The sequence below is a fragment of the Microvirgula aerodenitrificans DSM 15089 genome, assembly GCF_000620105.1.
GTDB lineage: Bacteria > Pseudomonadota > Gammaproteobacteria > Burkholderiales > Aquaspirillaceae > Microvirgula > Microvirgula aerodenitrificans.
Map to the genome: position 1 here is coordinate 150266 of NZ_KK211072.1, position 14091 is coordinate 164356.

Below are 14091 nucleotides of genomic sequence, written 5' to 3' on the forward strand. Positions count from 1 at the left end.
CCGGCGCTGCACCGAAGCGACGAAAACCGGCAAAAACAGGTAGAAATGGACAGCAACAAGACCGCCGCAGACAACGACAAAACCCAGTCAGGGCAAGGATTTGCCAGCCAGCTCCCGCCCCGCCGCGTTGCCGTGGCGCCGATGCTGGACTGGTGAGCTATTACTTAAAAAGTATTTTTTATCAATGCATTGGGTGATTTATATTTTTCCTGTAGCACCCATTAGTGCATCGCTAGAGAGCCTTTGCATGATACTGGGCAACTTTTTCCAGCCTGCCAGCTCGGCATGCCTTTCCGGGAATTAATAAAGATTCAAGCCCTTCACATGCAGGAGAACGGTATGTGCATGGACCTTTAACGCAAAAAAAGCCCCCTCCCATTACGGTATGAATCCGTACGGGAGGGGGCTTTTTCATTTCTGCTCGTAGGCATGCTGCAACCCGATGCGCTCAACAACACAGGCCGCATACTGCCGCACCAGAACCAGATAGCGCTCGACCAGATCATCCGGGTTATCGCTGGCCAGGCGCTCGATCTGTGGCGCTGGCGCCGCCAGATTGGCTGACAGTGATGGCCGCGTTGGCATCGTCGACGGCGGATTGGATGCGGCGCAGGCGCTCAGCATCAAAACGGCAATCGGCAGGCAGAGGGTTCTGGGTGACATAGGTACGGTACTCCGTGCTGTGCCGGGCGGCATTGGCGTTGATCTGGTTGACGCGGGTCTGGATGTCGCCAGCGATGGTATTCAGGCGATTGGATTCGGTGCGGAAGTCGGTCAGTGTCTGGCGGGCGTCGGCCAGTGCCTTGTCCTGGACGGCGCGTTCGGCCTGCTGGTCGCGGGTATGCCAGCCGTGCCACCAGACGCCGGCCAGCAGGGTGATCAGCAGCAGTGCGCCGGCGCCGTAGCGATAGAGCGCAGCGGTCATACGATCACCGCCTGCGCACGCTGAAACAGCGCCAGCCGGTCGGCCTGGCCGTTCAGCCCGCCATTGATGCGGCGGGTGATGGTGGCGAAGTCGCCGCGATCGGCCAGCGTGTTCAGCCCCTTCTGGCTCCAGAACAGCGCCGCCGACCGGCAGGCCAGCTCCGGCTGTTCCAGCAGCTCCGGCTGGCGCAACACGCGGTCATCGCCGAACAGCGCCTGCGACGTCGTGCCGTAGTTGGCACGCCCGGTCACCTGGATCAGGCCGCGCCCCATGAACCGGCGACCGTCACCGGCAACAGTGTTGCCGAGGTCGCGCCGGCCCTCGTAGCCCGACTGGGCGGCGGTCGGCCCCCATAGTTCGCGGGTGTAGCGCAGTTGGCCGGACTCGTGCCCGATCTGCGCCAGGAACGCACGCTGGCGTGCCGGCGTGGTGATGGCGTACTGCGCCATGGCGGCGTTCAGGTGCGGCAGGAATGTCGCCGCCCGGGCGCCGGCTTTCGGATAAACCCGCTTGAGCTGGTCGAGTGTGATGTCTGACATTGGTATCTCCGAAAATGATGAAGCCCCGACTGAGCGGGGCTTCTGAATGGGATGACTTGATTACTGTTCGCTGTCGCCGGCATCGCGCTGGCCACCCAATCTGACGAACAGCAAGCGCTTGATCCAGGCGATGTCTTTCAGCACCGCCATCGCGGCGTCGGCGATCGGGATCAGCAGCACGCCACAGAGCATGCCGGCGAAGCCAGTACCGCCCGGGCCGAGTGCCCAGATTTCTGAGGTGGCCACGCCGCCGAAATACGAACCACCGGCCGACACGGCCAGCAGCATGCTTTTTTCCGGCCAGGCACGGCCGCGCAGGTTCAGCAGCAGGAACAGCGATCCGACGAAGGCTCCGACGGCCGCGGTCAGGTGCACCGGCGGCACGGCTGTGGTGGTGGCCGCCTTACCGACCATGGCGGCGACCGCCTGGGCGGACAGGCCGGCCAGGGCGGCGGATACCGCGGCGACTATCAGACTGCGGAACGCAATCAGGGCGCCGAATCCGACGACGACAGCGATCAGGAATTGCCACGCACGGCGGCGGATATGGGTCATACGGTTCCCTCGGACGAAAAAACCCCGCACACGACGGGGATGGATTCAGGACAACAGTCAGGTCGCCGGGTGCGGATCGCCACCGAACGCAGCCGGGCCGAATGCCCGTACCGCGGCTGCATACAGCGCGGCACACCAGGCCGGCATGCCGGCTGCGCGCAACATGTCGTGGAACAGCGCCACGGTCGCGGCCCGGGTCACCGGCACATCGGCGGCGAACTGGCACAGCGCGTCATGCACCAGGCTCGGATAGAAGGTCGGCGGCCGGCCGTCGATGCCGGGCGGACCATCCGGCGTCCCGAGCCACAGACCGCCCGGCACACGCCAGGCGGGGCTGCAGCCGTCCCAGGCGTAGCCGGCCGGAATGGTCAGCGCGCCGTCGCCAATCCGCAGCCACTCGTTGCAAAAGCAAATCCCCGCGAGGTGCGGGGATTTGAGGGTGTAGGCCGTATCGAGCCGATAGCGCCAGGTCACCACGTCACCTCCTGCACCTGGTCCAGCGTCCCGGCGGCAGCAATGCGGTCCTCGGCGGCCTGGCGACGGCCGATCAGCGCACCGGACGCCAGCGCATAGGCACTGGCCTTGGCCTGCACCCGCTCGGCCAGCACAGGCACGGTCAGCCCGCGCGCGCCGGCAATCGCCGACAGCAGCGGCGTGTCGGCCTCGGCATCGTGCGCCAGCGCCTCGGCCTCACGTACCTGCTGCGCCCAACTGGTGACCTCGCCGTCCGGGTAGCTGGCGGCCAGCGCGGCCAGTGCTGCGCTGCATGCGGCATTGATGCGTGCCAGTGCCGCCTGTCGAGCCGCATCGAGCAGCGCGTCGTCATCCGGCGCCAGCGCGAGCTGACCGAGGTACTCGGTATCAGCCATCGCGCAGGCCGGAATTTCCGGCGGCCGGCCGGCCGGGGTCACGGCGACAAAATAGCCGTCGGCACGGTAGTCGGTCGGCACCGTCCAGACATCGACGGCGGCCGGGGCGGCGAGACGCGGCAGGGGCAGCAGAGTCTCGCCGAGGATCAGGGTATGGTTTTCAATTTTCATGGGTCAGACCTTTGCGAGACGAGTGCCGGCGAGCCCGGTTACCGCCGATTCGGATTCGATGATGCTGAGATGGAACAGGCCATCACCCGCACCGCCGCGGGCATGGCCACCGTGATAGGCGATGCAGACGGGATTTTGGTAGAAGAGGTCTCCAGAGCTGCCGTTGGCAGCCAGCTCGTCTCCGGTAGCTGGTAAAAAACAGATCGACAGGTCATGGAGGGCACCACTGTCGATTGAGAATGTGGCTGGATAGGTTCCACTGCGTGGTGCGGTCTGACCGGTAGTCTGATAGGTTTTGTTACCGTTCCTGTCCCAGACCATGTATCTGGAATTCGCGTCGGTCCGAAGTCCGTCGACTATCTGCCAGATGTTGCCCCACAGGCCCACGATGCCGCGCCAAGTTGCCTGCGCCACGAGAGAATTATCGACTGCCTGTGTGGCCATTTCGTTGACGCAGCCTTGACCGATCAGGGATTGGCTGTCAGCGCCCCCCATTTCGATCAGAGCCAGCAACTGGATCGCCGCCAGTTGGTAGATATTCCACAGACCAAATCCGGTTACACCTCCTGTGTTACGTGCTACGGCCCTGGCCTTCAGGGTCAGGGAGGCGAGGTCCACCGCCGGCGCCACGCCAGCGACCGAGCCGAGCTTGGTGCCATCCGTCGTGCCCTGATACTTGCCGACCCAGAACTGCGCGACCGGCGCCCCATCGACCATGAACGCCGGGTGCAGCGTGTAACCGGGCAGCGGCTGGTCCGAGATCGACCAGAATCGACGCCCCGCATATGGCCCTGCGGCCAGCGTGCCGGCCTTCACATAGAACGCCGGGATGCGGACCATCGCCTGCCCGTCGATCGTCACGCTGCTGATGGCGCCATAGATCGGGTGCGTGTTGAAAAACGACGCATCCGTGACCCGGTCATTGCCGTTCTCGTCGATGCGCCGCCAGGTCCCGGCTCCGCCGCCGGTCTGGGCCAGCACGATGCCGATCACGTTCGCAAACTGGGTTTTGGTGGTGATCCTGATTTCATTCGACCAGTCCGACCAGCCCCGGGCTGCTCCCTGGTGGCGCACGCGCAGGAAATAGCTGTTCTGGCCGGGCTGCAGTTTGCCGGCCGGGGTCACGACCGACGTTTTGTTGACGGTATCGGTCCCGCTGTCCCAGACCGGCGCCGCATAGCTGCCGGCCGCGCTGCGGATCTGCCACTGGCTGGCCGTATGGGTGTCGGTCGCGACCGACACCGCGAACGGGCTCGATGCCAGCGTCGGCTGTTCGGGGATGTCGACCGCGTTCATGGCCGGGCCGGTCAGCGTCGGCGTGGCGACGTAGACGAACGACGCAGCGGTGGTGAACGCGCTGGCGGCCGACCAGTCCGACCACAGGCCGGCCACGTCACGGACACGGGCGCGCACCTGATAGGTTTTACCGACTGCCAGCACGCCGGCCGGCAGCGGGTAGGACAGCCCGGCCGGCAGTTCGCCGGAGTCGTGCAGCACCGCCGCAAAATCCGCCGTCGCCGACACCTGGAACTGCACCGCCGCCTGGGCATTTCCGGCCGGGCTGCTGTAGCCGGCCAGCGCCAGCGTCGGCCGCTCCATAATGCCGGTGGCCGCGGCGGCCGGCGCGCTGATCACCGGGGTAGCGGGACGCTGGGACGGGTTGATGAACCCACCGAGGCCGGTCGGCGCACCGAGTGCGACCAGATGCTGAATCGTCATCGGCTCGCCGCTGATGTCGAGGCGCAGTGCGCCGTCGCCACGCATCGGCAGCATGTATTCGTAGTCGGCAAATCCGGCCGGCACGCCATCGCCCTGGCGACGCACCGACCAGCCGCACTCGCGCCAGGTCGTCTGGTAGGCATCGCGATAGTAGAGCCGCGCCTCGCCGGCATTCAGCGTGCGGCGCAGCACGACGGCGCCGCCGTCGAGGTCGGTGCCGATATTGATCGGGCGGCTCAGGTAGAGGTCGCCAACGGCGGCCACCGCGTTTGCGGCACCGCGCACGTCGAGGCTCGACCGCGACAGGGTCGCGCCGGCCGCCCAGTCTCGGCTGAGGTTGGCGCTCAGGCGCAGGCGGGTCGCCGACAGGATGGCCGACACCAGGACCAGAGCTGCAGTGCCGCCAGCATCAGCCAGCACATAGTAATCACCGACGCGCAGGCTGGCGGTACTGGCCACATCGAGCGAGTCGTCACCATTGACACCACCGGTCACCGGGACCGGCGCGAGATCGATCAGCGTATAGCCGGGCGTGAACAGCTCGAATGCGACGCGGTTGCCGCGATACAGCCAGTCGAGGCTGACCGCGCGCTGGACAGCCACGCTGCTGGTCGCCTCGACGCCCGACACGCGCGCATCGAGCTCGCCGACGCGGGTGTCCGTGCTGTCGCTCAGCGACGCCAGGGTGGCATTCAGATAGGCGTCGTTGTCGAGCAGCGCCTGATGGGTCGGATTCCAGGTATCCGGGTGGGCGACGCTGCTGGTGGTCAGCGCCGGCAGCGAGGTCGTCAGCGCCGGGGCGTCGGACGGGGTCAGCGTGGTCTGGGTCATGGTGCCTCTCAGTATTCAAAAACGAGTTCGACCTCGAACTCGGTGTCGGGCTCGAACGATTTGGGGGCCAGCACGCGGCGGCCCATCAGCGTGCCGTCGGCGGTGAACACGCCGACCTCGCGCAGTGTGTTGCCGCCGGCCGCCTCGCCGGTCAGGACGCCGGACGCGATCAGCGTCGGGCCGTCGACCTGTGTCGTGACCGGTACGCGCACGAACTCGTCGCCGAGCGCGAAATCGGTCTCCGGCTCATACGGTCGGTCGCTACGGCCGAATGCCATCCACGCGGTTTTCGGAATGGCGGTGCCGGCGGCCGCGGCGAGTGCGACCTGGTGCCGATACGTGTGCGAAACGGCGATAGCCTGTTGAGCCATCAGATGGCCTCCGTTGTAGTGATGCCATTACGGCGAATGGTCAGGGTGCCGGTGAACCACAGCCCCGGCTGGCCGGTCTCACCGCCGAGCAGCCACGTGCCGTCGAGCCGTGGTGCCGCGATGCGGTCCAGCGTGGCGTCGCCCAGCGAGCGGCCACTGGCGAGCGGCCAGCCGCCGCCGAGCGTGGATTCGGACAGTCGGGCGCGGCCGTTGAGCCGGGCGAACCTGCCGCCGAGCGTGACCGTGCGTGTGCGCGACCCGCCGAGGCTGGAGCGAATACGCTGGCGCAGGCGGGTGTGCAGCGACATCGCGCCGGCATTGAGCGGCCGGCCGGTCGGTGTGCGTCCGTGCAGGCGGCGGCCGTCGAGCGGCCAGCCGGCCAGCATCAGCGGGGCGTCGTCGCCATCGAGCAGCCAGCAGCCGTCGAGCGTCGTGCGGTTGTACGCACTCAGACGCCGGCAGCGGTCGAGGCGGGTATGCACGCGGCCGCGATAGCCGGTCAGGCGGATGCGGGCGTCGAATGCCAGCCGGACCGCCGTGATCAGGGCGACCAGCCGCGACCGCACCGGTGCGTACCGTTCGGCGGTGGCGCGGATGCGGCGCTGCTGCTCGCGCGTCCACTCGCCATCAGCGACATTGAGGCGGATTGAGTACTCAGCCCAGTGGTTAAGTCGGGCGTGGCGGACCAGCGGACCGATACTGGCAGGCGGATCCAGTGTGGAATGGCCATCTGTTAGCCAGTCGCCATTCAGCGTCAGCCCGCCTGCGGCCACCCACGCATCATGGCTGGCCCGCTGTTCGATCAGATCCAGCACCGGATAGCCGATAGTGGCTAACGCCGCCTTGACGGCCCACGGCGTTCCCTTTCGGCGGTGCAGCTGACTGGAGAGCTTGAGCAGTGCCCGCTGTTTTGATTCGGTATCCGCCAGTTCCCAGCCGTCATCCAGCAGGCTGTACTCCTCTGCCAGAATCGGGAGCAGCGAGGCGTCTACATGGTCGATCCAGCGCACAATGACGTCCTGCGGGTCAATGGCAGCCAGTCGGGAGCCCCACATCTGGGCCAGAGCCGCAAATCTTGCATCGGCAGCCAGGACGGCGGGCAGGTCAATCAACGCGTCTGTCATGGTCAGTCCGCCTGCCGCAAGTCGATGCCTGTGCACTGTCGCCAATGCCAGGACTCGCAGGTGCTGAATGACGCCGGCTCGTCCAGCTCAACACGGTGAACCAGCGGCTGCAGCACACCGATGAACTGGCTGGGCACGATGTCCCCTCCCATCTCGCCGGCCATGCGGTCAACCAGGTCCCGGACTGCCGACTCTGCCTGTGCGAGCACGGTGGCCGGATCCGCCCCGGGCCGCAGGGTCAGCCGTCCGCGTACAGCATAGGGTCGGGCAACCGGTGGCACGGTGCGTACCGTATCGCTCAGTACGCGAACCTCGTCAGCGCTGACGCCGCGCTGCACTGCAGCCAGCACGGTCGGACCCGCAGGACCATCAGACGTTAACGGGTACAAGGTCACAATACCGGGATCGTGCGATACCACCGCGACCGAGATCACGTCCGGATGCTGGTTCATGGCCATGATCCGGTAGGCCGGGGCCGGACCGCCGACACTGTAGCTATCGAACGCCAGCAACAGCCGCTGCTGGAGTCGCGCATCGGTCTCGGCGTCGGCGCCACCCTCTGTGGCGCTGGTGTTTGTGACTGTCAGGCCGGCCGGTGCATCCGGCAGGATGCTGACCAACTGACTGATCTGGCCAGGCACATACCCGTTACCGGCCGTCCCGGCGTCCTGCGCCGAGGCCGGCACGCTGACGGTCAGGCGACCGGCCGGCAGCACGGCCGCTGTGCGTGTAACGACTGACACGGCACCGTCCCCGGTGGCGACGACAGTGCCGGCAGGAATCCGGACGGCGGCCGAATGCACGGCTGGCACGCAGAATTCGAGCGTGCAGCCGGCCGCATAGGCCGGCATCCGTTGCATGCCGCGATCCGTCGCCAATTCATCAAGGATTTTGTCTCGGCTGAATCGCACCAGGTTCAAACTGGCGGCATCCTGTACGGCCGAGCGCAGCAAGGATTCCCGGTACGCCATGAAGTCGATCAGCAGCCGTTCCGGCTGTGCCGGGTACAGCGTCTTGCCTGACCGTGATTCGATATCAGCAACCATTTCGGCCACGATGGTGTCGGGACTCCGTTCGATAAAATCAGGTGGCGCGTCCATGGTGGACCTCCGTTGTACGGTTTTCGCGGCCATCGACCGGCCGCCAGTTCACCCGGATGCGCCAATGGCTGCCGTCGTCGCCCGGCGCCAGCGTGATGCCGATGATTTCAATACGCGGTTCCCACATCAGCAGCGCGGCCCGGACGTCGCCGACCACATGGGGCAGGGCGGTCTCGATAGGGGCGTCGATCCACTGCCAAGCATTGCAGCCGAACAGCGGCTCCAGCGGCACATCGCCCGGACGGGTGCCGAGCAGGATGCGGATGCACTGGTCAATGTCGTCCAAGTCCTCGACGACCGCACCCTGTTCGCCCAGCGCCAGTGACCAGTCGGCGGACTGGATGTTTGCAAGAATCATGTGAGTTTCCGTTTCTTCGCCGCCGCACTGGATTCGGCATGGGTACGCAGCCGCTGGCCGGTCACCGAGACGTCCCAGCCGCTGCTGCGGGTGATGTTGTGGCGGGCTTCCGACAGCAGGTAGTCGCCGTCGGGTTTGCCGAGGCAGGAGATGTTCAGCGTGTTGCCGGACAGCAGGCGCGGGTCGCCGACCAGCGTGAACTCGCCTTCGACCGCTTTCAGGTTCTTGTCGCGCAGGGCGGCTTTTGCCATAGCGACAGCCTGCTGCTTGCTCTCGGCCCGGGTGTTCAGCTTCAGGGTGTCGGCCTTGTCCTCGATGACCTTGTCACCGCGCTTGCGCTTGGTGGTTTTGGCCTGCTCAGTGTGCTCGACCAGCTTGCGGGTTTTCGGATCAAGGTAGGTGACCGACACGCTCTTGTAGGTGGCGTTGGTCTTGTCGCGGATACGGTAACTTTTCAGTTGCTGGCGCTGGCTGATGGTCAGTACTGCGTCGCGGTCGTCGACCGCCGACAGCGGCGCGACGAACAGTTGCTCGCCGCGTACCGACACCATGTGGCCGTACTGCTCGGCGATCCGCTTCAGGAAGCCGAGGTCGGTTTCCTGATTCTGGGTCAGCCGTTCCAGCTGCACCGGTTCCGGGTCGCCGACCAGGCTCAGGCCATTGCGCTGTGCAACCTGGCGCGCGACGCTGGCCAGGGTCTGGCCGTTGTAGGCCCGGGTCTGCCGGGTCCGTACTGCGCGGGTGATGCCGGACGCGATGGCCTTGATCGACACTTCATCCGGCGGGCCGCTGAGTTCGCACTCGTCGACCTCGAAGGTGCCGCACGGCAGCATGGCTTCGCCGGCGTAGCCGAAGCTGGCAACGATCCGGTCGCCTTTCTCCGGGTACCAGCCATGGGTCCAGCGGCCGTGGCTGTTCTCCAGCACGATTTCCAGTTCGTCGGCTTCGCCGCTGCGCTTGTCCTGGTAGACCAGGCGGATGAAGTCGCGGCTGATGTCGGCGGTGATGTCGCGGCCTTCGTAGCGAATGAAAAAGACCAGGCGTCGCGGCCCGGTCTTGTGGGTGGTCACCGTTTCCATGGTGGCAGTTCTTCCTTGCTCAGCATTGGCTCGTCGTCCTCCAGCACCGGAATTCGCACCGTCAGACCGGCGCCCAGTGTCGGCAGCAGGCGCAACTGCGGATTGGCATCGATGATCGGGTTCATCAGCGCCGCGTCGCCGTAGTAGTGCCAGGCCAGCAGGTCCCAGCGGTCACCGTCACGGGTCAGGTGTTCCAGATAGTCCATGTCAGTTCCGGGTGATTTTGGTGAATTCGACCCCGTCCTTGTTCTTGATAGTGGTCGTGCCGGGGCGGGTGACCTTGGTGCCGGTTACCTTCTTGCTCCGGCCTTTCTTGCGAGCCGGCGCCTTCTGTTTCTTGCGCGCCCTGGCCGCTTCGACCGGCACTTGTGGCTCGACGTATTCGATCAGGCTTACCGAAGCGGATACCGAGGTCAGTTTGCCGAAGCGGGTGGCGGTCTGTCCGGTCACGCGCAGTTTCTCGATCACGAACTGGCCTTCGACCACGCCGTTGCCCCAGATCAGCGGCATGGCTTCGGCCGCCAGCCGGGCGTCATCGAGCCGTTTCAGTTCGGTAGCCGGATCGCAGTAGTAGTCGTGGAACGCCAGTTCGATGCTGATCTCGTCCAGCTCGTCGCCGGTGCGCTGCAGGATCGGCTTGCCGTCCAGTACTTCATGCCGGGCGAACTTGGTCGCCTTGTTGACCTCGATGCCGTCGAAGTAGGTGATCAGCTTGAACTGGATCGTGCCCAGCAGTGCAAACATGGGACCTCCTTAATAGGCGGTACGCGCCTTGTTCTCTACCGCCTGGTTGACCAGGCGCAGGAGCTCGTCGCGGTGTGCGTTGAGCATGGCTTTGAACTTCTCGGCCGTGCCCGGAATCGGGTCGCCCTGGATGGTCAGTGACGGGTTGTAGGTCAGGTTGACCTGCGGCACGACGGTCTTGCCCGCCGGTGGTGTGGCGCCAGCCTGCTGCCGGGCGGCCGGGTTCAGCGGTACCGGAGCCGGTACTGGTCCAGCTGGCGCCCCCAGCCCGGCTGCACGCGGTGCCGTCACCGGGGGCGTGCCGGTTCTGGCAAGGGGCGTGGGTTCGCTGGCCGCCAGTTTGCCGCCGGCGTAGGCGCCGAGCTTCTGACCGGCAAAGGTGCCAATGGCGCCGCCGATCAGCCCGCCGAGCGCCATGCCGATCGGGCCACCCAGCGCACCAATCAGGGCGCCGGCCTTGGCACCGGCCAGTCCGCCTGCGAGGCTCCCCGCAGCGCCGCCATAGCCGGCACCCTTGTCCTTGCTGGTCTTGGCGTTCTGGTAGGTGTCGTATGCCTGATACATCGAGGCGCCGACGGCCAGCAGCCCGCCAGCGTTACGTCCGAGGAAGCGGCCTGCAGTCTTGATCCCGCCGCCAAGCCGCGACATCCGGCTACGGCCAGTGGCGGCAGGCTTCCGCTTGCCGCCTCCGCCGTCAGGTCCACCGGCATCGAAGCCGCTGCCAGGCCAGTTTGTGACCCAGACGCGCTGAACCGCCATGCCGGCCGCCGCTTCAGCGGCCTTGCCGGTTGCGCCCCCTTTCTTGCCGAACAGCCCGCCGATTTTTGCTAGCGGACCGAGTGCATAACCGGCCAGCCGGCTGACGGTACCGAGCGTGACGGCGACAGCACCGCCGACCAGCAGCAGTCCGCCAAGTCCGCCTGCCGCCAGGCCGGCGGCCTTGGCCAGCTTTGGATGCTCGGCAATAAACGTGGTCAACTGACTGGACGCTTCACCCAGCCACTCGGTGACCGCTTTCAGTTCCGGCGCCACCTGGGCACCGAAGGCGGCCAGCGAGTTGGTGAAGGCGCCGGTCGCGGCATCCCACAGGTTCTTCAACGTACCGAGCTGCAGATTGACGCGAGCCTGCAGATCGGCTTGCCGGGCCATTTTGTCCACGGTCTCGTTATAGCCGTCGGCTCCCTTCTCGATCAGCTTGGCCAGCACCCGCAAGGTCTCAGCTTCGTCACCGAAAATGCTCTTGAGCGCCTTCAATCGATCGACTGTGTTCAGCTTCTTCAGCTTGTCGAGCTGAGACATCAGGTTTGCCATGCCGCCGAATTCACCCTTGCCATCGGTGAAGTCGAGCTTGATCCCCTTTTTTGCCAAGCCGGCATTCGCCTTGGCGACCTTCTGTACATCCATGCCGAGCTGAATGGTCTTGCGTAGCGCGTTACCTGCGGCTTCACCCTGCATGCCCATCTGGTCGAACATGACGGCGAACGGGGCCATATCCTGGGCGGCCTTGGCGCCTTTCACGCGCATGGTGTCCATGGCAGGTGCCATGTTATTAAAGAACGCCAGCATGTTTCCGTCGTTGACGCCGAGATAGGTCGCCCGCTGGATGGTATCCATCAGGCCCATCATGTCGCCTTCGACCGTGCCGGTGGCGTCCTGCATCTTGGCGACGAATTCGGCAGCCTGTTCCGGTGGTTTCTTCAGCATGACACCAAGATAAGCCGACGCCTTGCCGACACCGCCGAGGATGGCGTCGTAGCTGATGCCCTGCTTGACAAGCTCGGACATCATGTTCTGGAAGTCGGCAGTGGTACCCGGCAGTTTGTCGCCGAGATCGGTCGCCAGCTTGTTGATCTTGCTGAAGCGGGCATCGAGCTCGCCGCCGGCGCCGAGCATCGCTACCTTGAGGCCGACCGAGGCGTCCTCGGCATCGGCAAAGGCTGCGATCGGTTTCTGCATCATGCCGGACAGCAGGGCGCCGTCGCCCATGGCCTTGCTGCCAAGGCGGTCCAGCCGGTCGGAAAACGCATTCATGCGCTGATCCAGCCGGCTGATGGCACCGATCGACTTGCCTGCGGCCGAGCTGAATACCCCCGACATCTGGTCGACGGCTTTCAGTACGATGCCGAACTGGATCATATCCATGGAGGCCCCCTAAAGAAAAAACCGCCTGACGGCGGTTTGCAGATAGAACAGAGCCGCGATGGAGGCAAACCATCGGGCCCTGGGTTTACACGGGTGTGCGTCGATCCTTATGGCACCAGAGAGGTCGGCATGTCCTTATGGGCAACCGTGACGCGGATCTGCTTGTCTGTGATTTTGGCGTGATAGTACACACGCTTGTTACCAAACTCTTCGACACGAGCAAATTGCTTGCGCCCTTTGCCGTCAGTGACAGTTTCAGCCAAACGCTCCTGCATCCATGCCGCCGGGGTGACTTTGGACTGCATTTCCGGGCACGCCACCTTAAGCACGGCGAGTAGCCTGGCCATGTTCTTGAGCATAATCGCCTCCTCGCCGCCAGCCGGGATCAGCACCGAAACCAGAGTCAGGTCGTCACTGTCGCCGAGCAGTTCTATCCGGGCCTGAGGTCGCAGTTTGATTGCAAGAGTAGGGACACCGTCCTTTTGGGTGCCATGCTGGTAGCCCTCAGCGTAGCTATCGACCGCCGCCTTGATTGTGGCTGTCGAGATGCCGAGAGTAGGGATGTCTGCCGGCCCGGCGGATTTCTCGGCATCGGCCACGGCATTTGCGGGGCGCTGCAAGGTCCATATCACCATGGCGTCGTCAGTATTGGCAACAATCTCCACACCATTGATCTCGCGGCGTTTGGCAGCGGTACCACCGTCACCTTTCCCCGCCTCAATCAGGGCATCAACCTCCCGGCCGTCGCCGCCAGTCAGCACGGCGAGGGTCTGCTTTGCCATGGTTTTAACAGCCGTGTTGTCTTGCTCAGTCCCTGCGTCCCTGAATTGATCGAAGGCAATCACAATCTGCTCGATGCGCTTATCGCCATCCAGCTCGATTTGGAAGCCCGGTTTGCCATCCGGCAGATACAAATGGCGAACTTCCTTGCGCCCCTTCGCATCGACATCCTGCTGCACCTTGCGCGGAGCCACACCTGGAGCCGAGACAATGGCGTCGCGTTGCCAGTTCGGCTGTTTGAAGTTCTGAGCTTCCTCTCCAGAGCACCCGATCAGGATGAGCAACAGGAATGCAGCACCGAACCACTTCATGACATTTCCCTAAAAAGCAACACGATAGCCTTACCCCGGCGGCCTGTTCAAGTGATTGTGATAGGCAACCGCCTGCCCGCACCAGAAAACCAGCTCGGCGGCAGGCAGTGCATCCACTTCGGCCGCCGACCAGCCCGTTGTCGCAATCAGATGCATGAAACTGAGGAGATCGGGCAGCTCTCCCACGTTCAGTTTCCCTCGACGAGCCCCTGCAGTCGGGCGACGTCGGGCGCCGGCATGTCGTCGAGGTCCTCTACCACGATCGGCTTGCCGTCTAGGGTCGTCAGTTGGGCGATCATGGAGAACAGGAAGTCGTGGCCGACCTCGGCCTGCATGCGGCGTGCCAGACGGATATGGCGACCCATCGCCGGGGCCACCACAGCGCGGCGGCCGTCTCTGAGCAGGATGCCCGGCTGTTCGGATTTAGTCCCGGTTGTCTGTTCGGTCGTTTCGTTCGTACGGGTGCTCATGAT

At 64.9% G+C, this 14091-nt stretch carries 16 protein-coding genes; all 16 read right to left on the reverse strand.

What is annotated here, in order from left to right; all coding sequences use genetic code 11:
* Window positions 1–511: 511 nt before the first annotated feature.
* On the reverse strand, window positions 512–925 hold the full coding sequence (locus Q352_RS0118745) for a hypothetical protein (RefSeq protein WP_028500626.1): 414 nt from the start codon (window positions 923–925) through the stop codon (window positions 512–514).
* Window positions 922–1464, reverse strand: coding sequence for a glycoside hydrolase family 19 protein (locus tag Q352_RS0118750; protein ID WP_028500627.1), 543 nt, complete (start codon window positions 1462–1464; stop codon window positions 922–924). The genes Q352_RS0118745 and Q352_RS0118750 overlap by 4 nt, the downstream gene beginning before the upstream one ends.
* Window positions 1465–1524: 60 nt before the next feature.
* On the reverse strand, window positions 1525–2019 hold the full coding sequence (locus tag Q352_RS0118755) for a hypothetical protein (RefSeq protein WP_028500628.1): 495 nt from the start codon (window positions 2017–2019) through the stop codon (window positions 1525–1527).
* Between the two features lie 57 nt (window positions 2020–2076).
* Entirely contained in the window at window positions 2077–2493 is a 417-nt protein-coding gene (locus Q352_RS0118760; RefSeq protein WP_028500629.1) for a hypothetical protein, read from the reverse strand.
* Window positions 2490–3059 carry an HI_1402-related protein gene (locus Q352_RS23980; protein ID WP_211249658.1) on the reverse strand — a complete coding sequence of 190 codons (570 nt, stop codon included), beginning with the start codon at window positions 3057–3059 and terminating at the stop codon, window positions 2490–2492. The genes Q352_RS0118760 and Q352_RS23980 overlap by 4 nt, the downstream gene beginning before the upstream one ends.
* A gap of 3 nt (window positions 3060–3062) precedes the next feature.
* Window positions 3063–5609, reverse strand: a complete 2547-nt coding sequence (locus Q352_RS0118770) for a glycoside hydrolase family 78 protein (protein ID WP_028500630.1) — start codon at window positions 5607–5609, stop codon at window positions 3063–3065.
* 8 nt (window positions 5610–5617) lie between these two features.
* Window positions 5618–5980 carry a hypothetical protein gene (locus Q352_RS0118775; RefSeq protein ID WP_028500631.1) on the reverse strand — a complete coding sequence of 121 codons (363 nt, stop codon included), beginning with the start codon at window positions 5978–5980 and terminating at the stop codon, window positions 5618–5620.
* On the reverse strand, window positions 5980–7104 hold the full coding sequence (locus tag Q352_RS23130) for a phage tail protein (protein ID WP_084300411.1): 1125 nt from the start codon (window positions 7102–7104) through the stop codon (window positions 5980–5982). Before Q352_RS23130 ends, Q352_RS0118775 begins: the two co-directional genes overlap by 1 nt.
* 2 nt (window positions 7105–7106) lie before the next feature.
* On the reverse strand, window positions 7107–8204 hold the full coding sequence (locus Q352_RS0118785) for a baseplate assembly protein (protein WP_028500632.1): 1098 nt from the start codon (window positions 8202–8204) through the stop codon (window positions 7107–7109).
* Window positions 8188–8562: a GPW/gp25 family protein gene (locus Q352_RS0118790; protein WP_028500633.1), complete on the reverse strand. Its 375-nt coding sequence runs from the start codon at window positions 8560–8562 to the stop codon at window positions 8188–8190. Before Q352_RS0118790 ends, Q352_RS0118785 begins: the two co-directional genes overlap by 17 nt.
* On the reverse strand, window positions 8559–9641 hold the full coding sequence (locus Q352_RS0118795) for a phage late control D family protein (RefSeq protein ID WP_028500634.1): 1083 nt from the start codon (window positions 9639–9641) through the stop codon (window positions 8559–8561). Before Q352_RS0118795 ends, Q352_RS0118790 begins: the two co-directional genes overlap by 4 nt.
* Entirely contained in the window at window positions 9629–9847 is a 219-nt protein-coding gene (locus Q352_RS0118800) for a tail protein X (RefSeq protein ID WP_028500635.1), read from the reverse strand. Before Q352_RS0118800 ends, Q352_RS0118795 begins: the two co-directional genes overlap by 13 nt.
* A 1-nt stretch (window position 9848) precedes the next feature.
* Window positions 9849–10385 (reverse strand): phage tail protein, encoded by a 537-nt coding sequence (locus Q352_RS0118805; RefSeq protein WP_028500636.1) that lies wholly within the window; start codon window positions 10383–10385, stop codon window positions 9849–9851.
* Between the two features lie 9 nt (window positions 10386–10394).
* The gene (locus Q352_RS22530; protein WP_051529097.1) at window positions 10395–12527 is read right to left on the reverse strand and encodes a phage tail tape measure protein; all 2133 of its coding nucleotides are present in this window, start codon (window positions 12525–12527) and stop codon (window positions 10395–10397) included.
* A gap of 107 nt (window positions 12528–12634) precedes the next feature.
* Window positions 12635–13618 (reverse strand): hypothetical protein, encoded by a 984-nt coding sequence (locus Q352_RS0118815; protein WP_028500637.1) that lies wholly within the window; start codon window positions 13616–13618, stop codon window positions 12635–12637.
* Window positions 13619–13806: 188 nt separating this feature from the next.
* Window positions 13807–14088 carry a hypothetical protein gene (locus tag Q352_RS0118825; RefSeq protein WP_028500638.1) on the reverse strand — a complete coding sequence of 94 codons (282 nt, stop codon included), beginning with the start codon at window positions 14086–14088 and terminating at the stop codon, window positions 13807–13809.
* Window positions 14089–14091: the final 3 nt, after the last annotated feature.